The following is a 26,988-nucleotide window of genomic DNA, read 5'->3' as shown; positions in this document are numbered from 1 at the left end:
AAAAGTCGTGTCTTCATTAAGGTGTCTTATTTCCCTTTTAAGGTCTCAAAACGATCTTATTGATGTTTTTTCTCCTGTAGATCCTTATTTAGAGATTGCAGAAATTCATCGTCGCGTTATTCAAAACCAAGGCCCAGCTCTTTTATTTCATCGTGTTCGAGGATGTTCTTTTCCCGTATTAACTAATCTTTTTGGAACACAAAAACGGGTAGATTTAATATTTTCTACTGTTCCTGATAATTTGATATCTCAAGTTATTCAGCTCTTTTCCTCTTTTCCGAAATTTTCTCAACCATGGAATCACCTTAAACTTTTATCTCGCTGTTTATCTTTAGGATTACGTCGGTCATATTTTTCAAAATTTCCTTACAAAAAGATGTCTTCCGTAGATTTGAACCGTTTGCCCATGCTGACTTGTTGGCCCGAAGACGGAGGAGCCTTTCTTACTCTTCCCCTTGTCTATACAGAGTCCCCTATCTCTAAAATTCCTAATTTAGGCATGTATCGTATGCAAAGGTTTGATAATCAAACCTTAGGTTTGCATTTTCAAATTCATAAGGGCGGGGGAATGCATTTTTATGAAGCTGAACAAAGAAATCATCCGCTCCCTGTTACGGTATTTCTATCTGGGAATCCGTTTCTTATCCTCTCTGCAATTGCTCCCCTTCCAGAAAACGTTTCTGAACTTCTTTTCTGCACATTTTTACAAGGGAAAAAATTATCCTACCGAAGAAATCCTCTCACAAAACATCCTCTGATCTATGATTCTGAATTTATTCTTATAGGAGAGGGAGTCCCTCATCAACGTCATCCTGAGGGGCCTTTTGGAGATCATTTTGGGTATTATAGCCTACAGCATGATTTCCCTATTTTTCAATGCAAACAAATTTATCATCGGAAAGATGCGATTTACCCAGCAACTGTCGTTGGGAAACCCTATCAAGAAGACTTCTATTTGGGTAATAAGCTTCAAGAATATCTCTCTCCCCTATTTCCTTTGGTCATGCCAGGAGTCCAAAAATTAAAAAGCTATGGAGAAGCAGGTTTTCATGCGTTAACAGCTGCAGTTGTTAAAGAACGCTACTGGAAAGAATCCCTAGCAACAGCACTGAGAATCCTTGGAGAAGGGCAACTATCTCTAACAAAATTCCTCATGATCACTGATCAAGTTGTCGATCTCAATGATTTTCCTATCTTTCTAGAAACACTATTAGCAAGAATTCTGCCCCATCGTGATCTCATTATTCTATCGGAAACTTCGAATGATACTTTAGATTATACAGGTCCTTCTCTCAACAAAGGATCAAAAGCTATCCTTATGGGAACTGGCCAACAAATTCGAGACCTTTTTCCCAGCTATAAAGGGAGATCCCTACCCCAGGTAACTGATATCGGGGTTTTTTGCCCCGGATGTCTTGTTCTTGAAACCTCATTACAAACATCCCCCGAGAAATTGTTACAAAATCCTTCTCTGGCCTCCTGGCCTTTAGTCATCCTAACAGAGGATCTTGAGTCTACATTATCAAGTCATAAAGATTTTATATGGAAAACTTTCACTAGATCATCCCCTGCAACGGATATCTACTCACATTTCACCCAAGTTATCCATCACCATCCAAACTATACCCTCCCCATAATTCTAAATTCATTAATGAAACCTCATTATCCAAAAGAAGTTATACCTGACGAAAATACTGTAAATAAGGTTTCTCAACGTTGGAATGAATATTTCCCAAAACACTAATTGAAATTTACTAGATAAGTAATTGGGTTTATTTTAAAAAAACGCTTCTAAAAAGAAAAAAAATAATAAACTCTATTTTAATTTACACCATGAAAAATAAAGCTTATGCACGTATAAAAATTGCTGTAACAGCGGGATCATTATTCATCCTGGGGATCTTTCTAAAATCTCCCCCTGCAGATACCTTTCAGACATTTCTTTCTTCATCAGAACCTGTTATCTACAGTAAACAATGTAATGATGAACCTCTAAAAGTCCTTTGTGATGCCATAGATTCTGCTAAATATGATATATTTCTACGTATTTATCGTCTTACATCTCCTGAAATCTACACTAGTTTTGCAAATCAAGCCAAGGCAAATCTTCCAGTAACCATTCATTATGAAAAAATGACAGGTGTTACTGACTTCCCTCATACTTCCAAAGTAACTCTCGTAGAGCATCCTGCTAAAGTTAGGAAACTTATGCATCAAAAAGCTCTTGCTATTGATAATACCTATGCCTGGCTAGGATCTGCAAATTACACTCACCCCTCCCTAATCCAAGATAGTAATTTAATCATTGGCTTAAAAAGTAGTGAGCTATGCCAGCATATTAAAAAAGAATCTTCTGGAGAATTTAAGATTCATAAACAAAATGCACAATACTTCTCCCTTCCCGGAGATCAAAGACAAGCACTATCTACAATCTTACAGACATTGAAAACAGCAAAAAAAACAATACGCGTTGCTATGTTCGCGTTAACCTATCCTCCTATTTTTCTAGAATTGAATGCCGCCCAAAAACGTGGAGTAAATGTACAGATTCTTGTGGATAAGGATTTTAAAAAACTCGCTATTCGTCAAATCGAAGCACTAAAAAATTCCTCACTGACATTACAAGCTAAAGTTACTCGCCACCGATTGCATCACAAGTTTGCCATCATCGATAACCGTGTATTAATTACAGGATCAGCAAATTGGTCCGAAGCTGGGTTTAACTTAAATTCTGAAGATATTTTGATTTTAGATAACCTAACGACTAAACAACTAAAAAAACTGAACACTATTTGGAAAGACTTAGAAAATCAATGTGCTGTTGTATATCCTATAAAAGAGCAAGCACTTCCTCTCACCGAAGAAAAACGCGTTGCTTAAACTTCATCATCTTTACTCTCAAACAATAGAGAAGCCATATCCAGCACTCCTCTATTTCTTGCAATAACCCACGCCTCTGCAGCATTAGCAATAGCTTTAGCTGCAGAGGTATCTATTTTAAAGGTTTTTCTCCCTTTAGCAATTTTGAAAGACACATTTTTTTCATTCTGTTGATCCCGATGATTTCTTCCTGATTTAGGATTTGTCAAGAACTCAAAATCTAAATTCAAATTACGTAACTGAGAAAGTAAAACCCGCGCTTGTTTCTTATTTAGCATTTTAAAACGGTGTTGACGTCTCTGCCTATCCTGTTCTTGATCAGAAATAGCAAGTAAAGCTAAACGTATAGCTTCATTTTTAGCAATCTCATCAGTAATCTTTTCATGAAGTGTCATTTGATTATGATGTTTGCTATCCTGTTGTATTTTCTGCGGAGGAATAGCCCCATAAGGATCAAAAGGTAAAATACGCATGCTAATCTCTAGATTTTAAATTAGAACCGCTCTTTCTAGTTTTAGGTAAGTTCCTATTACCCCCCTGTTCCTTCTCTTGATCTGAGAATCCTCCATTTCCAGAAAACCCCCCTCCATCATCATGAACAGAAGCAGCTTCTGGTTTTCCTTGTACCGATATTCGTGATGACGAAGAAAACGGTTGAGGAGATCGTAGTATAAGTGGTGGGTCTACAGAAACGTTACGATACTGATAAATTAGAGGGTCCGGAGGTCCTCCCGGACCTTTATGATAAGAAAGCTCCCTCTTATAATCATCAACAGAAATAGGAGTCGGAGAAAGTAACGACATCCCTCTATCTGCCGGGAATAAATAAGCAGAACTTATCGCACTAAATTCAGTAGAAGTTGCAGAAGAATCATATTTTTGGAAAGAACTTCTATCAGGAACAGGATCAAAAACACGATCTCCCGTGTCATCTACAAAAGATGTAGCACCCTCTTCAGAATTATTAAAAATTTCTCCTTCCTGTAGTCCAGAATCCTTAGGGAAACGATAAGCACTCTCACTACGAGCACCTAGTAATGCAGAACTATCCATTCGAGAGAATGTGTTATCAGAAGAAAAATTTGTTTGCGACTTCACATTCTCAATACCTGGAGGAAGATGAGTTTTTTTATCGTAAAATTTCTTAATAGTTCCTGAAATCTTAGGAGCAGGGAAACTGGTTCCTGAACTCGATACAGCAGGATCAACAGGGACATAAACACTAGAGCTTTCTCCTGAAGTCAGCAAGCTAGCCATCATTCCCGCTAAAGCCAGTTGTTCTTTTAAAATATCCTCCTGAAGTTCCTTTTTCTCATTTTCCTTTATAGATTGCTGCACCATACCCGAGCTATCTACGTCTACCGATTCTACTTTCCCAGCATCCTCTCCTGTAGAAATAATCTTAGTATTCCTTGAAGAGCTGCTACTACTCATGCTTGTACTTAGATTCTCCTGACCTAAATCTGATAGATCGATCATACCTTCATTACTAACAACTGAAGCCCTACGTAATAGAGAAGAAGTTTCTACATTAGGATCTAGAAGAGAACTTATCATTTCTCCACCTAGACGACTTCGTGTCCAAGATTCTACAGTAAGAGAATTAACCTCTCTTGCTGTTTGAACAGAACCAAAAGAAGAAATGGAAGAAGCAGTAGAAGCACTTATCTTCTCATCTACTGAAGATAATAACTCAGTAGTAGATAGAGAAGTCGATTGTAGAGAATCTATAGACAACCTAGAAATGTCTGATGAACTCTCTCCTAATCCTGAGGCGTCTAAGTAAAACCCTCGCATTTCAGGAGAAATACGATTGTTTTTACTCCCAACCATATCCATGGAACTTGGAAGCATAGATCTGCCTTCCCCATTAGCCTCAGCAATGCGGGCAGATACTCGAGAAGCTCTAGTTCCAAATCCAGAGAGAAATCCTTGGATACTTGCACTCACCCTGGAAAATTTTGACCGTAATCGTGATTTTGTTGATGTGGAAGCTTTTTCCTGAGTTTTTTTGTATTTTCCTTCATTAATTGTCTTCTCAGTTTCATATGTCGCTGTAGTCCCAGACATAACAACAGCTTCCTGTCTATCTGTAGAATTAGCCCGAGAATCAGAAAACACTAATCCTTTAGTCCCTTCTGTAGACTCTGGTGTATTCTCATGAATTGAGGGATCCCAGTTATTAGGACCTGATGGGGAAATATTACCGCTTCCAGAAACTGCCATAATTTATTCTTAAAATTAAAAATCAGTTGTTTTTACACTTTTAATTTTAAAACAAAAAAATAATTAATTAAAAAAAAGAACTTAGATATATAAAAAAAAACGCAAGGTGGTCACCACCTTGCGAAAAAAACTTCAAATATAAGAAGGAGGGAATTGAGCGAGTAGATGCAAGAAAGTGCATCGCTATTGCTACAGACAGGCACACGGCCAAACTGACCGACAATATTAAAATTTTGGAGATCTTAATATTGCCGCAGCTTCTGAAGCACAGTTAATTAGCCCAGGCCACCCTCAACTTATTCCAGGTTTGTCCTGTTTTGCATGTTTTTTATCTCTTGACGTTCTTCTTTAAAGCTTTACACTATATTTTCCAAAATCCTGCATATCTGTAAAAACAAACCCATCTTGATAATTAAAAATCAAGATACGATTTAGATCGGGGATCTGCTTATCCAACAGAGAACGCACTAACTCATCATACTCTTGAGCACGTTGATGAAGATTCTTTTGATCTTTAGAAATAAGGAACTTAGACTTTTTTCTCTTCAAATTTTTAGGTTTATTGAAAAACTGTTCTGTCTTTTTCTGAATTACTCGAGACAAATCTCTCTTGTTTCTTTTCTTCTTTGTCTCATTGCTCATAAAAATTAACCTTTTAAAAAGCCTAAAAGTTAATTTTAATTAAAAAATAATTAATTTAAAAAACAAAATAAAATAAAAACAGCAAAAATCTAAAATAGAGATAGTTAAGAAGAGAAAAATAAAGATATAATTAATAAAAAGATAATTAAAAAAAAAGAAGCGAATAATCTCTAATCTTGCTATGAAATTCGAATAAATCTACGGAACACAAAAATACTTCATGGATAAGTTCCTATCTCTACAGTGTTTATATTTATCTATATTCAATTTCTTTCTTTTCCCCCAGCTTTATCCTGATTTCAAGCCTATTTTCTTTGCTCCCTATTTAGTAGCCAGCTTTTATAAGTTATCCAAAGAAAAAGTATTAGTACATGCCTTAATCCTCGGTATATTTTGCGACACCGCATCCTCTTATATTTTTGGCGTCCATGCATTTTTGTACGTAATTACTAGTGCTATTCTTTACAAAACCCATAAAATCTTTCTTAAAGAAAAATGGCTTTCCCTCCCTATAATTACAAGCATCTACTCTGTAATCTTTGTCTATCTTTCTTATCCAACACTAGCATTTTTCAATTACACGATGACCTGGAGCCTTGCCTCACTAGTATCCGACGCCAAACATACTGTAGTAGTGGGGTTTATTTATAGTATAATTACTTACATCCTTCCTTCAATGATTACACGAAGTATCCTCAAAATCACAACTTTACTAAAGAAGCTCTTATGTTATTAAAAGGAAAACCAATCGCAGATCGTATTCTTAGCCATATCAACAATAAATCGATTATTCAAGAAATTTCCTCGGAAAAGATATTGAATGCCTTCATCCTACGCATACGGGGAAGCTACTTACAGGACAACTAAACACTTGTATTCCCTGTGTTCCTGGAGCAATTATCGAGCTACTTAATTACTATGACATCTCTTTTCAAAATAGCCACGTAACAATTATTGGAAGACTTTAATCGGTAAACCCTGAGCCGTAAGGCTTATGCAAAAATACTTTCCCCCAACAACAGTTTCTATATTCCCTGATCTTTCGAAAACTCTTACAAAAATTTTACAAACCACAGACATTATTGTTTCAGCTCTCGGAATTCCTTTATTTGTAAAAGGACATATGTTATCCCCACATACTGCGGTGATCGATCCCGGACTATCTTACATTGAAGTAGATAATAATACTAAGTATACTCCCTTGGGAGATTTCGAATGTAACACTGCTGTGACAAGATGCCGGGAAATCTCTCCAATTTCCTGATGGGATAGAACCAATTACTATCGCTATACTAATGAACAACACATGGGAAAGTTACCAAAAATTCTCTGGATAATTTTCATTACCTGGAATATTCAGGGCTGTTCTCCGAAACATATAAGTACTACTTTCGAAGGAGAAAGCATGACTATTCCCTACCGTATTGTTCTAGGAAAAACTTTAACGTCTGCAGAAAAAGAAAGTTTCAAACAAGAAATTCATGCCGCATTCCATAAAATAGATACTATATATAACAATTGGAATCCTTCATCAGAACTTTCAAAAGTGAATCGAGCACCCTCTCAAGTTGCTACTCCTATTTCTCAAGAACTTTTAGAATTCCTAAAACAAATACAACATCTATACGACATATCTGAAGGAAGATTTGATCCTACCTTAGGGAAATTAAAAACTTTCTGGATTACTCATCTTAAACACCATTCCCTTCCAGATGAAGAAACATGGAGACGTTATTATGAACAATCCGGATGGAAACAAATTATCATTGACTTTACTCATGGAACAATCACAAAAAAAACCTGCCAAGTAGAATTAGATTTCTGTGGCGTTGTTAAAGGATTTGCTGTTGATAATCTCCTCACCATTTGCAAACACTTCTGCCCCAATAGCTATGTAGAATGGGGAGGAGAAATTAAAACTTCAGGACATCACCCCTCAGGACGACCTTGGAGAATCGCCTCTTCATCAATGTTAGAAATCGTAGAAATCCAAGATCAAGCCATAGCTACAAGTGGGAACTATTACCAAAAATGGACTATTGATGGGAAAACTTATACACATATCCTTGATCCCTACACAGGGAAACCCTTAGACATACAAGACTATCCCATTCTATCGGCTACGGTTATTCACCCAGATTGTGCTTTTGCGGATGCCATGGCAACTGTGCTGATGACCTTCCCTAATAAAACAGAGGCTCTAGCCTGGGCTAAAGAAAAAAATCTCCTAGTATATATCAACGATAACGCTTGAAAGCTGCCTGAGCCTCTCTTTGTTTCTCTCTTGTAATAATAGCCTGACGTTTATCATGAAGTTTCTTCCCACGACAACAACCCAGACGAATCTTTACATAACCCCGAGAAATAAACATACTCAAAGGAATCACAGATATCCCTTTTTGAGCTATCTTCCCTTCCAACTTACGGATCTCATATTTATGAAGAAGTAACTTGCGTTTTCTTCGTTCTTCATGATTATAAATATTACCAAAGCGGTAGGGAGCGATGCTAGAATTGACTAACCATGCTTCTCCTTTAGAAATGGTAACATAGGAATCATTGAGATTCCCTCCATGATTTCTCAAAGATTTAATTTCTGTCCCTGTGAGTAGGATTCCAGCATTTAGAGTTTCTAAAACTTCATAATTATGTAAGGCTTTACGATTAGAAATAATTTCCTTACCTAACATCACTTTCCTTATCTAAGCAACTCGAAGACAAGTATAACAAAAATCGTTTTTTCTTTCTTAATACTTAGAACATAGTCTCTCTAGCTCAACTATTAAATATCTAGAAGACCAGAAAATCTCTTTATAGTAATATCCTGCTGTACCTAGGTCACCGACTATAGCCTCTAGGGCAAAAGATTACATCTAGTGACTTATACTGAGGAAAATATGAAATTTGTCGTCTCCAAAAATGAATTAGGAAATCTTATCAAAAAAATCCAAAGCGTAGTTCCTCAGAATACGCCTATTCCTGTGCTTACACATGTACTTATAGAAACGTGTAACGATGAACTTGTATTTACAGCTACAGATCTAACAGTCAGCACACGCTGTGTAGCTCAAGCAAAAGTCTACGAATCGGGAGCAATTTCTCTTCCCTCAAAGAGATTTTTTTCAACTCGTAAAGGAGTTAACAGAAGCTAATCTTGAAATTTCAGCTTCCACAGGAGAAATGGCAAAAATTATATCAGGATCCTCCTGCTTCCGCCTACTAAGCATGGGGAAAGAAGACTTTCCCATGCTTCCAGACATCCAAAATTCTATACGATTCACATTATCCACAGAACAACTGAAGGAAATGTTACAACGCACTTCCTTTGCCGTTTCCCGAGAAGAAAGTCGCTACATCCTTACTGGAGTTTTATTTACAATTGCCAATGGCATTATTACCGTAGTAGGAACTGATGGAAAGCGTCTAGCAAAAATAGATACGGAAATCTCTTTGGATAAATCCTTTACGGGAGACTATATTATTCCTATTAAAGCTGTCGAAGAAATTATCAAAATTTGCTCCGAAGATACTGAAGCTACTGTATTCTTAGACCAATCTAAAATTGCTGTAGAATGTGGTAATACCCTGCTCATTACAAAATTACTTTCTGGAGATTTCCCAGACTTTACCCCAGTAATTTCCACAGAAAGTAGTGTTCAACTTGACCTCCATCGTGAAGAACTCATTTCTCTATTAAAACAGGTGGCCCTATTTACTAATGAATCTTCACATTCTGTAAAGTTTACCTTTACTCCTGGGGAACTGACTCTAACAGCAAATTGTACAAAAGTTGGAGAAGGAAAAGTAAGTATGGCAGTTAATTACTCTGGAGAACTTCTAGAAATAGCCTTCAATCCCTTTTTCTTTTTAGATATTTTAAAACACAGTAAAGATGAACTCGTTAATCTAGGAATTTCGGATTCTTATAATCCAGGAATTATTACGGATTCTACTCGTAGTTTATTTGTTATTATGCCTATGCGATTGCATGATGATTAATGAAGATCCACTCTCTCTGTCTTAAGAATTTTAGAAATTATAAAGATACTGAGATTACTTTTGCCCCAGGAATAAACTATATTTTTGGAGAAAATGCCCAAGGGAAAACTAATATCTTAGAGGCTATTTATATATTAGCTCTCGGAAGATCATTCAGAACTCCCCATCTAATTGAAGCTATTTCTCTTGGGGCTTCCTATTTCTTTTTAGAGATGACATTTGACCATGAAGAGATAACCCATTCACTATCCATATATGTTGACAAACAGGGGAAAAAAATTATCTATGACCAATCCCCTATGAAAACACTTTCCCAATTAATAGGAATTATACCCATTGTATTGTTCTCTTATAAAGACTCGATGCTCATTTCTGGAACACCTTCAGAAAGAAGATTATTTCTAAATCTCTTATTATCCCAATGTGATAGCCACTATAAACATACACTTTCTTATTATCATCGAGCACTACTACAAAGAAATACTCTCTTAAAAACTAAAAACATTTCTACATTATCTGTTTGGGATGAACAACTTGCTAATTCAGGAGCTTATCTTACACTCCGTCGTTATTCCTGCTGTAATAAACTCAATGAATCTCTTCAAACATTGTGGAGTAATACTCTAGAAGAGCATCTAAAGATAAAATTCAAAAGCTCATTAATTAAACAGGAAAATATCTCTCAAGAAACTCTGGCTAAGGAACTTCATAAACAACTATCAGCATCACTAACTCGCGATCTAGACTTGGGAAATACCTCTGTAGGTCCTCATCGTGAGGATTTTACTCTCATGTTAAACAACTTATCTGCATCACAATTTTCTAGTGAAGGTCAAAAACACACTCTACTTGCTATTCTTAGACTTGCAGAATGTCTCTATATTCGAGATAGTTATCGCACCTGCCCTCTATTCTGCATGGACGATATTCATTCAGGATTAGATGACCATCGCATTTCACAATTATTAGATCTAGCACCCACTCTAAGTCAAACGTTTATAACATCAACAACTCTTCTAAAACACCCATTAATCACTAACAATCAATCTCTTCATATTCATCAAGCACAAGTGCTTTCTTATCCATATATTAAATAAAAGCCATCTTTAATTAATTGCATATTAATTAATTTTAATTAAGTTAATTCAACTTGGTAGATTTTAATAATAAACTTATTAAAATAATTATATCGGTGTGAAAATGAAGAAATTATTATTAATTTTATTATTTCTAATATCAGGTCCTTCAATTGTTGCAGATACTTCTATAATTCAAACACTTCCCTCAGGAATTGATGGAATTAAAGAAACATCGCAACAAAAGGAATCCGTAATATGTGTTCATGCTTTCCTAAGATCCTATAGATCTCTAAAGCCTATCGGAAATCTCTTAGAAAAAGAAAATTACGACATATTTATATGGAACTATGAAACAAGAAAATTTACATTAGAAAAACATGCCGAGCATTTAATACGATTAATTAAAAAAATTGCCGAGTTAAAACCAGGGGTACCAATAAACTTTGTTACTCACTCTATAGGAGGAGTCATTGTTCGAGTTGCCTTATCCAGACCAGATTGTCCTCAAGAAGCAAAACATGGAAAAGCTATTCTCATGGCACCACCTAATGCAGGATCTACACTAGCAAGACGTTATAGATCTCTAGCTATTGTACAGTTTGTCTTTGGAGGAAAACTCGGAAGACAGTTACTAACGTACTGTCCTACGAAAATGCTAAATATTGCAAAAATCCCCCCCACTGTTGATGTTCTTATCCTAAGTGGCAATAAACGAAGTAAATTCATTCCATTTCATTTAGAATACGAAAATGATGGGAAAGTATGTACTATAGAAACTTGTTTAGATACTCCTCATGAAGCCTATATAATTAATACAAACCATACATATATCATTACTAATAGGAAATCCTTGTTCCTGATGAGGGAATTCTTAAAACATGGAAGTAAAACTCATGCTATTCAAGCAGAACCTAAAGATTTAGAACAAAAAGTTAAAGAAGAAAAACAAAAAAACTCCAGACTAAATACGAACCAAAATAAGGATATCTATGTGATCCACTGCTTTGGTTCGCATCCTTATAATCTTTATGGTTTTCCTAAAAATTGGAAAACTAACTCGCTACAAAAAAACGAAACACATCCTGAAAAGTTAAGAAAATAAAGAAAATAATTAGTAGCAAAGAAAAAGGAATTAACATTTTCTCAACAAGTTGCATATTCAAGCGACGACGTGTAACTATTTCCCAAAGGCACAAGACAATGTAGCCACCATCTAAAATAGGAATAGGGAGAAGATTTAAGACCGATAAATTGACACTCACTAGCCCTATCCAAAATAAAGCCTCAGATAATCCTAATGACCACCCCTTATGTAGCATATGAACAATACCCACAGGTCCTGATAACCATTGAGGATGCAGACGACCAAAAATCAAGGCTTTAATTGTTCGAAGACTGTCCTTAATAATAGCCCACATTAAAACAGTAGGACGAGGATTATACCTTACAACAGCATCTTCTAGAGGAATTCCTAAAGACAAACGTTGCTTTTCCTTCTCTATTCTATCTAAATAATAGCGACGTTGTTTTTGATTTTTTAATTTCTTTGCTATCTCACGACGATGATGTAAAAGTTTATCAGAATAAATACTAATCCAGGGCTTTGGTTGGATAGGAGGTAGTAAACGATACTGTCCTGATTGTCTTACTTCATGACCACTTCCTATAGATTGAATGATATTCATAAGATCATTTGCATTGTAAGACTCTAAGAAACGTTGATTAGCAATAGAAGAATCTACCTCTTCTAACTGTTCCGGAGTCATATTTTGGACAATTATAGATACCTTATGATCCTGAAGTAAGCGAAGAATATCTATACTGCTACTTACAGGTATGCTATCTACAGATAAAATACGATCCCCTAGTTCCAATTTTTTCTCCATATTAGGGAAAGGAGATTCTGGATCTACAGGGTGCAACTCTCCTTCTATATAGCCATAGCTATTTACTATATAAGGGATGGTATATAGAGAAGACCATTTACCTTTAATACCAGCTTCATACTGATTATCGATAAGTTCATTTCTGATGTAAGGTGATAAGTATAAAGTGCTAGCTCTTACCCTAGGGACACGGACAAACAATTCTTGATCATCACGTAACACTTTTAGAAAAGCATAAGCTTCCTCGAGAAGCTGAGAGATCTGTATGGGAGAAAATAACAACTCCCCATCCATCCATACCAAGCGATCTCCTGCGCGCATACCAACATTCGCCATAGGAGAATGGTTCGTAATTTGTTCTTGGTGCCGATATAATAAATAACTAGCTCCAACAAGAGGAATACCTAATTTATTGACGTTAAATTCTGTATCCAAGGTAAAAAAGCTAGCTATATCATTAGATAAATAAGACGGGTGCATTCCCTGTAAAGATAAGTAGCCGTCTAATAAAGCTGCGGTTACTCCATCTTTATCAGAGGAATATCGCTTATTATTACAAGTAAGAATTTCGTCTCCTACCTTTTAATCCTTTTTCTTTTAGAAGAGGATGAGCCCAACCTACAATACTTGAATATTCTGAATATGCTTTAGTCCTTCCACCGCAAACATATAGAGCTCCAAACACAATAAATGCTAATAAAATATTTGCTAACGGACCTGCAGCAAGAACAAAAATTCGTTTCCAAGGAGACTTGCTAAAAAAACCCTGAGGAATATCGTACACAGAGTCTTGGCTAGTAGATAAACCTTTTTCTTTTTTATCCATTCCCTTAATACGGACATACCCCCCAAAAGGGAAAATGCCTATGCGGTATTCTATGTCCCCAATCTTTTTTTATACAAAGCAGGGCCAAAACCAATACTAAAACTCTCGACAGCCATACCAACACACTTAGCTGCTAGTAAATGGCCTAACTCATGGATCAATACCAAAACCCCTAAAGCAAGGGCTGCAAGAATAAAATATATTATTGTCATATGTCTACCAGGTTATATCTCCTGAGCAAAAACTCTAGCTTCCTTATCAATTTCTAAGATATCTTCTAATGAAGAGCACGCAAAAGCTTTATAGTTTTCCATAAGCTTGGATAATTTATTCAGAATATCGCACCAAGCAATTTCTCCTCTTAAAAATCTATAAACCAACACCTCATTAGCAGCATTAAAAAAGGCTCCAGAGGACCCTCTATCACTTAAAACTTGACGGGCTAAACGAATACTAGGAAATTTTTCCTCATCTATTGGGAAAAATTCTAATGCGTGACTCTTAGAAAAATCCATACCCGGGCAAGGAGAAGAATAGCGTTTTGGTGCTGTTAATACATGTTGTATGGGGAAAAGCATACTTGGAGGATTCATTACAGAAAGTACCGTACCATCGGTGAATTCTACCATACCATGAATTAAACTTTGAGGATGAATTATAGCATCTATCTCTGTATTTTCTAATCCAAATAGCCAATAAGCCTCAATGATTTCTAATCCTTTATTAATCAAAGTTGAAGAATCTACTGTAATTTTTTCTCCCATGTTCCATATGGGATGATTTAAAACATCTTGAAGAGTTACATGAGCCAATTCTTTTTTAGATTTACGAAATAATGGTCCTCCTGATGCAGTTAAAATTAATTTTCTAACTTCACTAGGGTCTCGACCCTCTAAACATTGGTATAGGGCGTTGTGCTCACTATCTATTGGTAGAACTTTTGTTTGATATTGTCGAATAATTCCTGTAATTATTTCTCCGGCAGAAACTAGAACCTCTTTATTCGCTAAAGCTAAAACTTTCCCTGCTTTAATAGCCTCTATAATTGCAGACAAGGCAGCAATTCCCGAAGATGCTGCAACCACAGTATCTAATTCCTGAGCAGTTGCTGCAGCTATTAGGCCCTCTTCACCAAGAAATACTTGGGCTCTAGGGAATTCTTGAAGAATTTCATAATATAGTTGCTGGTCATATACAGAAATTATAGAAGGAGAAAATTCTCGAATCTGATCAAAAAAGATGTCCTTATTATTGCCATAAGCAGCAAGTGCTACCACTTTAAATGCATCTGGAAAAGAACGAACAATTGATAAAGTTTGCCTTCCAATACTTCCTGTAGACCCAAAGATTGCTAAGTGTTTCAAATATCTAACTAACCTTAATAACACAAAGCAAGAATCATACCCTTAGATTTAAGAGTTGTCAATTCTGTTCGAGTTGCGTATTAAGAATTTCTGAAAAAAGATTTTCTTCCCATGATGGAACAATGCAACGAGTGTATACATCACAATCAATAAGATAACAGCTAGTCCTGAAGTCGATAAACCAACACCATAAGACGTAAGGATTGCTCGAGAACACGCAGGAGCTAATAAAGCAGTACATCCCCCAAACAAGAGAGACCAAATTAACATACTACGTACGGAAGATACAAAAATTTTAGCAATTAAACCTGGTATTAATAAAAAAGCTAATGCCATGAGGACGCCTACAGCTTTAAATGCTCCTACTAAACTCGCTGACAGCTGTAAAATAATAAGATAATCAATAGCCTTAACAGGAATCCCTAAAGAATAGGAGAATACTGAATCAAAAGAGATACAGACAAAACTACGGAAACTTAAGAAAATAATAACTAAGTTGACTAAAAGAACCATATAGACGGGGAAAATATCTTTAGAAGTCAATGAATCAGCATTCCCCAAGACAAGCTCAGTACCTATGTGAGCATTACGTGTTAAAAACACTAAAGAGAGTAGGCTTATTGCAAATAATAAAGAAAAAACTAAAGCAGTACTTGCTTCTTCTGAAACGTGGAAAATATTTCTAATAAAGTAAATTAAAAAACCGGTAAGTAAAGCTGTAAAAACAGAAGCAAGAGTTAATGATCCCAAAGATAAATGATTCAATTGATGAGTAAATAAACAAATGCTCACTAAGCCTAAAAGAACTGTATGAGAAACAGCATTGGCATACATAGCCATTTTCTTTAGAACTAAAAAACTTCCTACAACAGCCCCAGAAACAGCAATCGCTAAAAAAATTAAAACCTGAATATCATCAATAAACAAATGACCACGGAAAGCCTTTCCTGAAAATATCCTAGAGAAGAAAATGATAAAAAATTGCATAAAAGAGGCTCCATGATATGGAGAGAATGCACTTATCATAATTCCTCCTTCTGTTGTTTTTTGGGGATTACACGATCATGTGGATCATAATGAGGATTATCCAACATAGCTGTAATTGTAGAATCTAAATCTTCTGTTAAAACATGCTCTATTTCTTCTGCAAACTCGTGAACTTTCGCCTCTTTAAAATCTAAAGAATGTACAAGATAACTCTCCCAAAGCCTATGAGAACGAACTAATCTTTCTGCTTCAGCCTTCCCCTTATCAGTTAAGCTCCAATAATATCCTTCACGTTGTAGAAAGCCTTGACGCTTAAGCAACCAGACTCTAAACCAAGGGAAAGGCTTAGGACCAAAATACTCTTGATACTTATAAGAATAAACAAAATCCCTGATCCCAACCTCAAAAAGATGATCCTCTCTTAAATACCAAAACACTTTTAATAAATGTTCTTGATGTTTGGAAAAAATAAATCTCTGTCTACGAATAAAACGGATTACCCAACCAGATTTTGGAGAAAATAATAGACTAAGAAAAACCAGTATCCCTGAGATAATAACAATCAGGGGTCCTGTGGGTAGGGTAATTAAACCAGAACGACCAGGAATACTGAAGCTAATAGCTACAGAAATATAGCTCCCTAAAGCTCCGCATATACCCCCGAATAAACAAGAAAGTACAAAGATATGAGAAAGACGATCAGATAATTGGCGCGAAACCAAGGGAGGAGCTACAAACATAGAAGATATCAATACAATACCAACTGAACGTACACCACTGACAATCACAAGAGAAATAAATACTAAAATGATTGCCTCAGAAATCATAGTGCCCAGTCCACAAGTGACAGCATAATCCTTATCAAATAAAACAACGACAATTTGACGATACCACCACCATATGGAGAGTAAAGAAACCAGAAAAACATAAGTAGCTAACTTTGCTTCTGTGTAACCTAGAGTGGCTGCTTGCCCATATAAATAAGCATGAATACGATTATAAAGCTGCGGGCAACAATCTTTCGTATAGCTAGATAGAATAACTCCTAAACTAAAAAAACCTACAAGAATGAAGCATAGAGCAGCATCTTTATGCATTCTGAGTTGTTTTTCTAAAAATATGATCATCCCGTAGCCCAGAATAGCTGCTAGGCAACCAAAAATAATAATTAAAATAATAGAATCTGAAAGAAAACTCTTTTTAGTACTTAATAAAGCACCAAAAAGCAACCCTGGATAAGAGGCATGAGATAAACTCTCACTTAATAATGGTTGTTTGCCAACCAATAATACAGTCCCCCAGAGAGCGATGGTCATGCAAATAATTGTAACAGCTAAAAAACTAGATAAAAATACTGAATTAAAAAAAACACAGTCGAACATTGATCAACAAGTCCCCTGCTGTTTTTCTCTAGAAAGCTTTAGAGAACAATCGAGTAGATCAAGTTCACAACCATATGCCTGAGAAATATTTTTATTAGTTAGACACTCTTCCACAGAGCCACAACAAATTAAATGTTTGTTTAATAAAATAATATGATCGAAAAGCTGACGTACGTGACTAAGATTATGATGAACAACTACTATGGTCTTTCCTAAAGATTTTAACTCTTGTAATACATCCACTACAGTATGATAAGAGGCCATATCAATAGCTGAAAATAATTCATCCATTAAATACAGATCTGCTTTTTGCATAAGAGAGCGAGCTAAAAACGCTCTTTGCTGTTGTCCTCCCGAAAGCTTCCCTATCTGTCTATCATGCAAATTAGATAAACCAACACGTTCTAAAATCTTATAAGCTTCCTGACGATCATCCTCTGTGATTCTTCCCCACATTCCTTTGTAACTATAGCAACCCATAAGAACAAGATCTAAAACAGTCATAGGAAAATCCCAATCCACACTTGCTCGTTGTGGCATATAAGCAACACGTTGGTGAACTTTTTTAAATTTCTTCCCAAAAAATAATGTGGATCCCGAAGAAGGTCGTATTAACCCCAAAGAAGTTTTCAACAAAGTGCTTTTACCAGCTCCATTAGGTCCCAGAACTGCGGCTAAAGCACCTTTTTTTAAAGAAAAAGAAACGTGGCATAAAGCATCGGCATAATCATAATTTACACATAAATTATGGACAGACCACGCTATATCATCATGTTTATTCAAAAATAGTTCCTCCTAATTCTTCGACAATAGTACGTACATTATGTTTAAATGTATGAAAATAATCTTGTTGTACATTGTCACTATATAAGGGATTTTTAGATAAACGAATCTCGTGCCCTTTCTTTAAACAAGCAGTGATTTTTTTTAATGCATCCTGATTTAAAGTGTCCTCGGGGAAAACTACCTGTACATTATGTTCCTGAATGTATTCCGCAACTAACATTATATCTCGAATACTAATTTGTGCTTCTGGAGATATTCCTTCTGGTGAAATACATCGTTTAACCCAAGTATGATTTTTCACCTCTTGATCACTAGCTAGATAACGACGGGTAAAATAACTAAAAGCATTGTGACCTGACACTAAATAACGAGACTCTTCAGGAATAGTCAACAGGCATCGTTCAGCCCAATCATCTAATGCTTGCATCTCGTCTAAAAGAATTGAAGCATTGGCGGTAAACTCTTCTTTCCATTCAGGAAATTCCCGAATCAACGCCTCAGTTATCTCCTTAACTCCCTCTCGCCAAATACTAATATCTAACCAAATATGTGGGTCATAAACACCATCTTCTTCTAATGGGACGAAAGCATGCTTTTCTAGCAATAAAGAACCTATGTTTATAACCTTGGGATTTCCTTCTAAATGTTTACGTAAACTTGCTGTACCTTCTAAACCTAATCCATTACAAAAAATCAAACGGCTAACAGCTAATTTATCTTCATCTCCTTTGACCATTTCATAGGTATGAGGATCAATTGAACCATCAATAAGAACTAGGGCACCAACTTTATTACCAACGATCTTAGAGACACAATCATGCAGCATACGATTAGTAGACAGAACATAAACTCCCTGACTATTTTCTACTTGAGAGGGAGAACATCCAGTAATTACAAAAATGAATACTAAACATAGTGCTTTTTGTACTTTTTTAAATAGGTATGAAGCCATAAACCTCCATTGGGGAAATTAGCTAGAAGCTACAACTAAACCCTCAGCAATGAAATACTCAAGATTATATAAAAAGAGCATAAAAGTCTCGTTAATTTAGAATTTCTATCAGAAAAAACAAAGAAAAGAACATTTTCTTCTTTCTCTTAAAAAGCAGATTTATTTTATAAGGAGCAATCCAAGTTATGATTGAGGTAATCCTTTTAATTAGAAGAAAATGAATGTTACGGTAAAAACTCCTCGATTTCTTATCGATTGCTTCTTTTAAATTTATTTATGAAACATAAGTGATACTTTTCCGGAAAATATTATTGCGAAAAAAAGCTGGACTCAACATAAATTATCTTCCTAAAATAAACAGAACTTTAATTTTATTGTTCTAAACATTAATTTGAAAGTAAGCCAAATTTTTACTTCTAACAAAGTAAGCATAGATTAAGTTTAATAAAGATTTAGCAAGTTATAGAGGTGGGTCTCATGGTCGTAGCGCAGTCGAACACGAACGAAGAAATGGAAAAACTAATCTCAAAAGCCATTAAAAAGGTTTGCGGAAGTAAAGAAAACGACCTATGCCGCTATCTCCCTGGGCCAAGTGGCGGCTACATGCATCACTTTACACTGAAAAAAATGAAAACAGCGTCTCCAGAACAATTCTTAAAAATGTTGAAAACATTTATCCTAGAATCTGATTCACCAAGAATGATCAATCCAAAACCAAGAGCTCCTAGAGGATCAAAAAAACGTCGGGACTTTATCAACTTTACAAAAACTGACATTGAACGTGTATTAGAATTAGCGAGACGGGTAGGTGATAAAGATCTTTTGGCAAGATTCAGCCCTAAAAAGCCTCTACCTTCCTTAAAACGAGAGTTAATTCGTTCTATTCGCAATGGGGTAGTTAGCTTTGAATTATGGAATGCCTACGTAGAGGCTGTAAAGGCAAATTCTTCAAGTTTGGACTCACCTCAGCCTTTTGTTTAATTAAAAGAATTAATAATAGGCCCATAATAGGCCCATTTTTGGCTTCTAGTAGTTTTTTTTCTATCTATAGGGTTTTTGTTAAGCCCCTTTTTCCTTGTCAATTAGAGAAAAAATTGATACTCTATAAAGCCAAAAATCATAATTTTTTGTTTTTAAAAGAAAAAAATGTTAATAATTTGTAAATAAACTTAAATAAATCAAGCTATTTCAGAGGGTAAATATGACACAAACAGCGGAAAAACCTTTTGGAAAATGGCGATCTTTTCTCTGGCCGATACATGCACACGAGCTGAAGAAAGTATTGCCTATGTTCCTAATGTTCTTCTGTATTGCATTTAATTACACTATATTGCGCGATACAAAGGATACTCTTATCGTAACGGCTCCCGGATCTGGTGCAGAGGCTATACCTTTCATCAAACTTTGGCTTGTCGTTCCGTGCGCTGTTGTTTTTATGCTCATTTATGCAAAACTAAGCAATATTTTAAGTAAACAGGCCCTCTTTTACACGGTTATTACTCCATTTCTACTGTTTTTTATCTTATTCCCCACATTAATTTATCCTTTCCGCGATATTCTTCATCCAACAAGCTTTGCTGATAAGCTACAATCTATTTTACCTCAGGGTCTGACAGGTTGTGTTGCTATGCTAAGAAACTGGACTTTTGCAGCATTCTATGTCCTTTCTGAGCTTTGGGGAAGTGTTATGCTTTCCTTAATGTTCTGGGGATTTGCCAATGAGATCACTAAAATTAGCGAAGCAAAGCGTTTCTATGCTTTATTCGGAGTTGGAGCAAATATTGCTCTTCTAGCCTCAGGCCGTTCGATTATCTGGGCTTCTAAGCTTCGAGCAAGTGCAGCAGCAAATACAGACCCTTGGGGCCTTTCCCTCTATCTTTTAATGGGTATGGTCCTACTTTCAGGTGCTGTAATTGTTCTATGCTATTGGTGGATAAACAAATATGTTCTTACTGATGCTAGATTCTACACTCCTGAAGCCAACAAATCTAAAAAATCTAAACCCAAGATGAGCATTAAAGAAAGTTTTGCCTATCTTGCTAGATCTCCTTATATGCTATACTTGGCTCTTTTAGTTATCTGCTACGGCATCTGCATTAACTTAGTAGAAGTTACCTGGAAAAGCCAATTAAAAATGCAATATCCCAACGCTAACGAATACAGCCAATTCATGGGGAACTTCTCTTTCTGGACTGGAGTAGTCTCTGTATTTGTGATGTTGTTTATCGGTGGTAATGTCATCCGTAAGTTTGGTTGGCTAACAGGTGCTCTTGTCACTCCTGTTATGGTATTAGCTACAGGTATTCTTTTCTTTGCCTTAGTTATTTTCAGAGATCAGGCTTTTGGAATTGTGACTGCATTAGGCACAACACCATTGATGCTTGCTGTTATCGTAGGAGCAATCCAAAACATTCTATCCAAATCCACTAAGTATGCATTATTTGATGCAACTAAAGAAATGGCATACATCCCCTTAGACCAAGAACAAAAAGTTAAGGGGAAAGCAGCTATTGATGTAGTTGCTGCTCGTTTTGGAAAATCTGGAGGATCTTTGATCCAACAAGGGCTTTTAGTTATTTGTGGAAGCATTGGAGCTATGACTCCTTACTTAGCAATAGCTTTGTTTGTAATTATTTCCATATGGTTAATTTCAGCTACAAAGCTTAATAAGCTCTTCCTAATTCAATCAGCGCTAAAAGAACAAGAAGCTGCTGGAGAAGCTTCTGCAAGTGCTATTAAGACTGCAGAAGAATCTACAGAGTCTTCAATTCAAGGAACTCCTGTTGCTGAAAACGCGTCTTCTTAAAACTTTTTAAGTAAGATGCCTTTATAGATTCAAAAGCCCCTAGTTGTAGACTACAACTAGGGGTTTTTGAATATACAAATTCAAAAAAATACACCCCATCTAAGCATAGCTCGTAGATTGACAACTAACTATTCTCAGTCTAACATATTCTTCAGAGTAATTCCTCAAAATGAAAGTCATACTTTGAAAAACTATAAGTTAGAAAATATCCGCAATTTTTCTATTATCGCTCATATTGATCACGGAAAATCAACAATCGCAGACAGATTACTTGAGCTAACAAGCACTGTAGAACAAAGAGAAATGCGTGCCCAGCTTTTGGACTCCATGGACTTAGAAAGAGAACGTGGCATTACTATCAAAGCTCATCCTGTTACAATGACATATATGTATAATGGAGAAATGTATGAGCTTAATCTTATTGATACTCCAGGTCACGTAGATTTCTCATATGAGGTATCGCGTTCTTTAGCTGCTTGTGAAGGAGCTCTGCTCATTGTTGATGCTGCTCAAGGGGTACAAGCTCAAAGCTTAGCCAATGTTTATTTAGCTTTAGAGCGTAATTTAGAAATTATTCCTATTTTGAATAAAATCGATCTTCCTGCGGCTGATCCCGAAGGTACATGTAAACAAATTGAGGATTACATAGGGTTAGATACTACTAATGCCATCTGTTGTTCTGCAAAAACCGGTCAAGGAATATCAGAAATTCTTGAAGCAATTATAGAGCTTATCCCCCCTCCTCAACCTCCTGAAGAATCCCAATTAAAAGCTTTAATTTTTGACTCCCACTACGACTCCTATGTAGGGATTATGGTCTACGTACGTGTAATGAGTGGAGAAATTAAAAAAGGTGATCGCATTACCTTTATGGCAACTAAAGGTTCTACTTTTGAAGTATTAGGTGTAGGAGCTTTTCTCCCTGAAGCAACATTGATAGAAGGTTCTTTAAAAGCGGGTCAAGTAGGATATTTTATTGCCAATCTAAAAAAAGTTAAAGATGTCAAAATTGGTGACACTGTAACTACAGTAAAACATCCTGCTAAAGCACCTCTTGAAGGATTCAAAGAAATTAACCCCGTGGTGTTTGCTGGGATCTATCCAATTGATTCTTCAGAATTTGATACTTTAAAAGATGCTTTAAGTCGCTTACAACTTAACGACTCTGCTCTAACAATAGAACAAGAGAGCAGTCACTCTTTAGGATTTGGTTTTCGCTGTGGGTTTCTTGGTCTATTGCATTTAGAAATTATATTCGAAAGGATTACACGAGAATTTGATTTAGATATCATTGCTACTGCGCCTAGTGTGATTTATAAAGTTGTCTTAAAAAATGGGAAGACTCTATTTATAGATAATCCTACAGCTTATCCTGATCCTGCAACTATTGAACATCTTGAAGAGCCTTGGGTTCACGTTAATATTATTACTCCTCAAGAATATTTAAGTAGTATCATGACCTTATGCTTAGATAAGCGAGGGATATGTTTAAAAACAGAAATGTTAGATCAACACCGTTTGGTTCTTTCCTATGATCTTCCTCTAAATGAGATTGTTTCTGATTTTAATGACAAATTAAAATCAGTCACCAAAGGTTATGGATCTTTCGATTACCGTCTAGGAGACTACCGCAAAGGATCTATAATTAAATTAGAAATTTTAATTAATGAAGAGCCTGTGGATGCATTTTCTTGTCTTGTGCATAAAGATAAGGCTGAAGCTCGGGGAAGAAATATTTGTGAAAAACTTGTAGATGTGATTCCTCAACAGTTATTTAAAATTCCCATTCAAGCAGCTATTAATAAAAAAGTAATTGCTAGAGAGACTATCCGAGCGTTGTCTAAAAATGTAACTGCTAAATGTTATGGCGGTGACATTACAAGAAAGCGTAAGTTATGGGAAAAACAAAAGAAGGGAAAGAAACGAATGAAGGAATTTGGCAAAGTTTCTATCCCCAACACAGCATTTATTGAAGTACTAAAGATTGATTAGTAGTATTTTCAGGATACTGAATAAGGAAACGTTCCCCCGTACGGGGGCATATAAAACTAATCTATTTTAGTGGTCATTTTTGTCCCTATCCAATCTGTGTGATAGAATTCTCCTCGGGGACGATCTTTACGCTCATAAGTATGTGCACCAAAATAGTCTCGCAATCCCTGAGCTAAAGCTATGGAAGAATCTTTAGTACGATAACCGTCATAGAAAGTGATAGCTGAGGCCAAACAAGGAATGGGATACCCTGATCCTACACCATAGGCAACTGTCCTACGCCATCCCGATTCAGAATTTTGCAGAACTGATTTAAAATAGCTTTGCAAAATTAATGATGGTGCTTGGGGTTCCTTTTGGAAACCATGATAAATAGATTCTAGGAAAGCACTTTGTATGATGCATCCTCCACGCCATAATAAAGCAAGCTCTCCTAAATCTAGATTCCATTGATTCTCTTCAGAAGCTTGCTTTAGTAACATGAATCCTTGAGCATAGCTAATAATTTTAGAAGCATATAAAGCTTGGAATACATCCTCAATAAACACATGGGGATCTTTAGGTTTTTCAAAAACTATAGGAACTCCTGGGAGCTCTTGAGAGGCCTGCTCTCGGATGGATTTCCATGAAGATAAATAACGTGCTAACACGGATTCAATAATTAAAGACAAGGGAACACCCGAGGAAATAGCATCTATGGCTGTCCATCTTCCCGTACCTTTTTGCCCTGCAACATCTAAAATTGTGTCAATAACAGAGACACCATTGGAATCTTTAAGAGCTAGGACTTCTACAGCAATTCTCATCAAATAACTTTCTAGTTCACGATGATTCCATTCTGTAAATATAGTAGAAACAGCTTCTGGAGAAAGGTCTAACCTGGTTCTTAATAGACCATATGCTTCACAAATTAACTGTATATCTCCGTATTCAATGCCATTGTGTACAGTTTTTACATAATGTCCAGCACCTCCTTCACCTATCCATGAACAGCAAGGTCGTCCCTGAACTTGTGCTGCTATTTTTTGGAAAATAGGAGAAATTAGTGGCCAAGCATTAGCATTCCCTCCTGGCATAATAGAAGGGCCATAGCGTGCTCCTTCTTCTCCTCCAGAAATTCCCATTCCAACGAAAAAAATATTTTTTTCCTTAAGCTGCTGATATCGCCTTTCAGAATCCTTATAGTAGCTATTACCACCATCAATAATAATGTCACCAGAATCAAGATAGGGCAACAAAGAGTCTATACTTTGATCTACGGGAGAACCTGCTTTAATCATAAGCATGATTTTTCTAGGACGCTTTAATGAGCGTATAAAACTTACTAAATCCTCATATCCCTGTAGGAGGTCATTCCCCGTATTCTCCTGAAGAAATTCCCGAGTTTTCTCTGGACTACGATTATAAACAGAAACAGAAAAACCATGATCTATCATATTTAAAACAAGATTTTTCCCCATGACGGCCAGACCGATTAGTCCGATATCTGATTTTTCCACCAACCCTCCTCACTCATTCTAGATACATAACGAGCTTCTTCTTTTTACCTTGCGCTAGTAAAATATAATGATCATAACATACTTGAGTATCTTCGCAAACATCGTGTTCAGATATAGGAATATTATTAATATATAATCCTTTTTGTGCGATCAATCTTCTAGCCTCTCCCTTAGAAGAACAAAGTCCTATTTCGACACAAATATCTATCCATCGTCTTCTAAGCACTTGAGATCTTTTTAAAGACACTCCGTGACCCATGGAAATAAGATTTTGAAAATCGTTTTTAGAAATATTAGCTTCCTTACCTGGATGAATACTATCCGTAATTACCTGAGCAGATTTTATCCCTTCTTCTCCATGTATGGAAGTGACAATAATTTCAGCTATAAACTTCTTCGTAGACAGAGGATCAGTAAGCAGTTGTTCATCTAAAGCGAAAACTTCTTTATTACTTAATAAAGTCAGGGTACGAGAAATTTTAGGAATTTCAGTATCAGGCAGTCTTAAAAAGTACTGATATAAATCATAAGGAGAAGTTCTTTGAGGATCCAGCCATAGAGCTCCAGCCTCTGTTTTACCAATTTTCTTTCCTTGGCTATTCGTTAATAATGGATAAGTTAATCCATATGCTTGCCCAAGCCCACGCCGACGGATATAGTCAATTCCTGAAGTAATATTGCCCCATTGATCACTTCCTCCACATTGCAAACGTACTCCATAATTTTCCCATAGGAAAGCAAAATCATAGGATTGCAAGAGAATATAACTAAATTCAGCGTAACTGATACCCTCTTCAGATTGAAGACGCTGCTTAACCATGTCCTTAGACAGCATAGTTCCTAATCTGAAATGCTTTCCTATATCCCTAAGGAAGTCGATCATAGTAATATTTTGAAACCAATGCAAATTATTAACAACTTGCACGCCTGGTAAATAATGTGCAAGACACTCAGAAATCTTCTGGCTATTTTGAGTAACTTCACTAAGTTGTAATAACGTTCGCTCCGTATTTTTACCTGAAGGATCTCCGATCATTCCTGTCGCGGAACCAACTAAAGCTATAGGGGTAATCCCAAATTGGGCCATCCTACGTAAAAAGCATATCCCGATCCAATGCCCTATATGTAAAGAGGGGGCCGTAGGATCAAAACCCACATAGGCAGACACCTGACCTTTAAGTGTGGATAATCCAGATGAGATATTTTCAAGAATTCCCCGTTCTTTTAAATGCTCTAAAAAACTTTGCATATTAACAAAAAAAACTTATGAGAGAAATGCCATCTTAACTATCTATGTTCTTAATATGCAAGATCCCTATAGGGCATAACGTAAAGAAAAAATTACTTTATATGAATAAATTTGCATCTTTGTTTACAATCGGTTTCATTTTTGAATCGAGACGACTATGATTGGTTCTATTCACACGAGCAACACAAATATCACTACGACAGATAGATCTGCTGCTAATAACCTGTTATTGAAATTGTCACAGCAAATCCTATTAATTCTTTCCATTGTATTTTTTATTCTTTCTGTGGCAATGACTTTAGGTGGTTGTGCAGCTTTAATAATCTCGAAAAATATCCTCTTTATATTTTTATCCACTGTAGGAGGATTAGTATTAGGCATGGGAATTATCTTACGCCATGCTTTCATATCTAAGAAAAACTGCGCATGATTT

The 26,988-nt window shown here is 36.0% G+C and carries 22 protein-coding genes and 2 pseudogenes; 12 read left to right on the top strand and 12 right to left on the bottom strand.

Translation table 11 applies throughout. The annotated features are described in order from the left end of the window. Nucleotides 1-7: 7 nt before the first annotated feature. Both RT28_RS01230 and RT28_RS01225 read left to right on the top strand, forming a co-directional pair. On the top strand, nucleotides 8-1,744 hold the full coding sequence (locus RT28_RS01230; RefSeq protein ID WP_038500305.1) for a menaquinone biosynthesis decarboxylase: 1,737 nt from the start codon (nucleotides 8-10) through the stop codon (nucleotides 1,742-1,744). Between the two features lie 89 nt (nucleotides 1,745-1,833). Continuing rightward, the gene (locus RT28_RS01225) at nucleotides 1,834-2,880 is read left to right on the top strand and encodes a phospholipase D-like domain-containing protein (protein ID WP_038500302.1); all 1,047 of its coding nucleotides are present in this window, start codon (nucleotides 1,834-1,836) and stop codon (nucleotides 2,878-2,880) included. On the opposite strand, the gene RT28_RS01220 is transcribed toward RT28_RS01225, so the two are convergent. From RT28_RS01220 to ltuB, 3 genes are all read right to left on the bottom strand, one after another. Then, nucleotides 2,877-3,353, bottom strand: coding sequence for a hypothetical protein (locus tag RT28_RS01220; protein ID WP_020356148.1), 477 nt, complete (start codon nucleotides 3,351-3,353; stop codon nucleotides 2,877-2,879). The genes RT28_RS01225 and RT28_RS01220 overlap by 4 nt on opposite strands. Nucleotide 3,354: 1 nt before the next feature. Further along, a complete protein-coding gene (locus RT28_RS01215) occupies nucleotides 3,355-5,106 on the bottom strand; it encodes a hypothetical protein (RefSeq protein ID WP_038500298.1) in 1,752 nt (583 codons plus the stop codon). Nucleotides 5,107-5,454: 348 nt separating this feature from the next. Then, nucleotides 5,455-5,748 (bottom strand): late transcription unit protein LtuB, encoded by a 294-nt coding sequence (gene ltuB, locus RT28_RS01210; RefSeq protein WP_020356146.1) that lies wholly within the window; start codon nucleotides 5,746-5,748, stop codon nucleotides 5,455-5,457. A 220-nt stretch (nucleotides 5,749-5,968) separates the two neighbouring features. Here ltuB and mreD point away from each other — a divergent pair, with 220 nt between their 5' ends. The 3 genes from mreD to RT28_RS01190 all read left to right on the top strand — a co-directional run bounded on the left by mreD (nucleotide 5,969) and on the right by RT28_RS01190 (nucleotide 8,002). After that, nucleotides 5,969-6,484 (top strand): rod shape-determining protein MreD, encoded by a 516-nt coding sequence (gene mreD / locus RT28_RS01205; RefSeq protein ID WP_038500295.1) that lies wholly within the window; start codon nucleotides 5,969-5,971, stop codon nucleotides 6,482-6,484. 258 nt (nucleotides 6,485-6,742) lie between these two features. Next, a complete protein-coding gene (locus tag RT28_RS01195) occupies nucleotides 6,743-7,012 on the top strand; it encodes a hypothetical protein (RefSeq protein WP_038500292.1) in 270 nt (89 codons plus the stop codon). Nucleotides 7,013-7,054: 42 nt separating this feature from the next. After that, nucleotides 7,055-8,002, top strand: a complete 948-nt coding sequence (locus RT28_RS01190; RefSeq protein WP_020359246.1) for an FAD:protein FMN transferase — start codon at nucleotides 7,055-7,057, stop codon at nucleotides 8,000-8,002. Here RT28_RS01190 and smpB read toward each other — a convergent pair. Further along, nucleotides 7,986-8,438, bottom strand: coding sequence for an SsrA-binding protein SmpB (gene smpB / locus RT28_RS01185; protein WP_038500289.1), 453 nt, complete (start codon nucleotides 8,436-8,438; stop codon nucleotides 7,986-7,988). The two genes, RT28_RS01190 and smpB, sit on opposite strands and share 17 nt — an antisense overlap. 207 nt (nucleotides 8,439-8,645) lie before the next feature. On the opposite strand from smpB, the pseudogene dnaN reads away from it, so the two are divergent. The 3 genes and pseudogenes from dnaN (at nucleotide 8,646) to RT28_RS01170 (ending at nucleotide 11,928) form a co-directional block, all read left to right on the top strand. Further along, a pseudogene (gene dnaN, locus RT28_RS01180) lies at nucleotides 8,646-9,747 on the top strand (DNA polymerase III subunit beta). Then, entirely contained in the window at nucleotides 9,747-10,844 is a 1,098-nt protein-coding gene (recF, locus tag RT28_RS01175; RefSeq protein WP_038500285.1) for a DNA replication/repair protein RecF, read from the top strand. Before dnaN ends, recF begins: the two are co-directional and overlap by 1 nt. A 103-nt stretch (nucleotides 10,845-10,947) precedes the next feature. Beyond that, the gene (locus tag RT28_RS01170; protein WP_020356138.1) at nucleotides 10,948-11,928 is read left to right on the top strand and encodes an esterase/lipase family protein; all 981 of its coding nucleotides are present in this window, start codon (nucleotides 10,948-10,950) and stop codon (nucleotides 11,926-11,928) included. On the opposite strand, the pseudogene RT28_RS01165 reads toward RT28_RS01170, so the two are convergent. From RT28_RS01165 to RT28_RS01140, 6 genes and pseudogenes are all read right to left on the bottom strand, one after another. Continuing rightward, nucleotides 11,879-13,750 (bottom strand): annotated as a pseudogene (locus RT28_RS01165) (site-2 protease family protein). The gene RT28_RS01170 and the pseudogene RT28_RS01165 sit on opposite strands and share 50 nt — an antisense overlap. 12 nt (nucleotides 13,751-13,762) lie before the next feature. After that, on the bottom strand, nucleotides 13,763-14,902 hold the full coding sequence (dxr, locus tag RT28_RS01160) for a 1-deoxy-D-xylulose-5-phosphate reductoisomerase (protein ID WP_020356136.1): 1,140 nt from the start codon (nucleotides 14,900-14,902) through the stop codon (nucleotides 13,763-13,765). Between the two features lie 48 nt (nucleotides 14,903-14,950). After that, nucleotides 14,951-15,928: a metal ABC transporter permease gene (locus RT28_RS01155; protein WP_020356135.1), complete on the bottom strand. Its 978-nt coding sequence runs from the start codon at nucleotides 15,926-15,928 to the stop codon at nucleotides 14,951-14,953. After that, a complete protein-coding gene (locus tag RT28_RS01150) occupies nucleotides 15,925-17,271 on the bottom strand; it encodes a metal ABC transporter permease (protein ID WP_038500281.1) in 1,347 nt (448 codons plus the stop codon). The genes RT28_RS01155 and RT28_RS01150 overlap by 4 nt, the downstream gene beginning before the upstream one ends. Before the next feature lie 3 nt (nucleotides 17,272-17,274). After that, entirely contained in the window at nucleotides 17,275-18,054 is a 780-nt protein-coding gene (locus RT28_RS01145; RefSeq protein WP_020359243.1) for a metal ABC transporter ATP-binding protein, read from the bottom strand. Continuing rightward, nucleotides 18,047-19,009 carry a metal ABC transporter solute-binding protein, Zn/Mn family gene (locus tag RT28_RS01140; protein WP_038500278.1) on the bottom strand — a complete coding sequence of 321 codons (963 nt, stop codon included), beginning with the start codon at nucleotides 19,007-19,009 and terminating at the stop codon, nucleotides 18,047-18,049. The genes RT28_RS01145 and RT28_RS01140 overlap by 8 nt, the downstream gene beginning before the upstream one ends. A gap of 477 nt (nucleotides 19,010-19,486) precedes the next feature. Here RT28_RS01140 and ddbA point away from each other — a divergent pair, with 477 nt between their 5' ends. The 3 genes from ddbA (at nucleotide 19,487) to lepA (ending at nucleotide 23,807) form a co-directional block, all read left to right on the top strand. Next, nucleotides 19,487-19,990 (top strand): DNA binding protein DdbA, encoded by a 504-nt coding sequence (gene ddbA / locus RT28_RS01135; RefSeq protein ID WP_020356129.1) that lies wholly within the window; start codon nucleotides 19,487-19,489, stop codon nucleotides 19,988-19,990. A gap of 220 nt (nucleotides 19,991-20,210) precedes the next feature. Next, on the top strand, nucleotides 20,211-21,815 hold the full coding sequence (npt1, locus tag RT28_RS01130; protein ID WP_020356125.1) for an NTP/NDP exchange transporter Npt1: 1,605 nt from the start codon (nucleotides 20,211-20,213) through the stop codon (nucleotides 21,813-21,815). A 183-nt stretch (nucleotides 21,816-21,998) separates the two neighbouring features. Continuing rightward, nucleotides 21,999-23,807, top strand: coding sequence for a translation elongation factor 4 (gene lepA, locus RT28_RS01125; protein ID WP_038501262.1), 1,809 nt, complete (start codon nucleotides 21,999-22,001; stop codon nucleotides 23,805-23,807). A 56-nt stretch (nucleotides 23,808-23,863) separates the two neighbouring features. On the opposite strand, the gene gnd is transcribed toward lepA, so the two are convergent. Continuing rightward, nucleotides 23,864-25,306: a decarboxylating NADP(+)-dependent phosphogluconate dehydrogenase gene (gnd, locus tag RT28_RS01120; protein WP_038500275.1), complete on the bottom strand. Its 1,443-nt coding sequence runs from the start codon at nucleotides 25,304-25,306 to the stop codon at nucleotides 23,864-23,866. 13 nt (nucleotides 25,307-25,319) lie between these two features. Then, complete coding sequence (gene tyrS, locus RT28_RS01115) at nucleotides 25,320-26,555, bottom strand: tyrosine--tRNA ligase (RefSeq protein WP_038500272.1); 1,236 nt, start codon at nucleotides 26,553-26,555, stop codon at nucleotides 25,320-25,322. Nucleotides 26,556-26,712: 157 nt separating this feature from the next. Here tyrS and RT28_RS01110 point away from each other — a divergent pair, with 157 nt between their 5' ends. Further along, entirely contained in the window at nucleotides 26,713-26,985 is a 273-nt protein-coding gene (locus tag RT28_RS01110) for a hypothetical protein (protein ID WP_038500269.1), read from the top strand. Nucleotides 26,986-26,988 lie beyond the last annotated feature (3 nt).

Origin of the sequence: Chlamydia avium 10DC88 (assembly GCF_000583875.1) — a bacterium.
In the GTDB taxonomy this organism is placed as follows: Bacteria; Chlamydiota; Chlamydiia; order Chlamydiales; family Chlamydiaceae; genus Chlamydia; species Chlamydia avium.
This window is presented reverse-complemented; position numbering and strand designations above follow the sequence as displayed.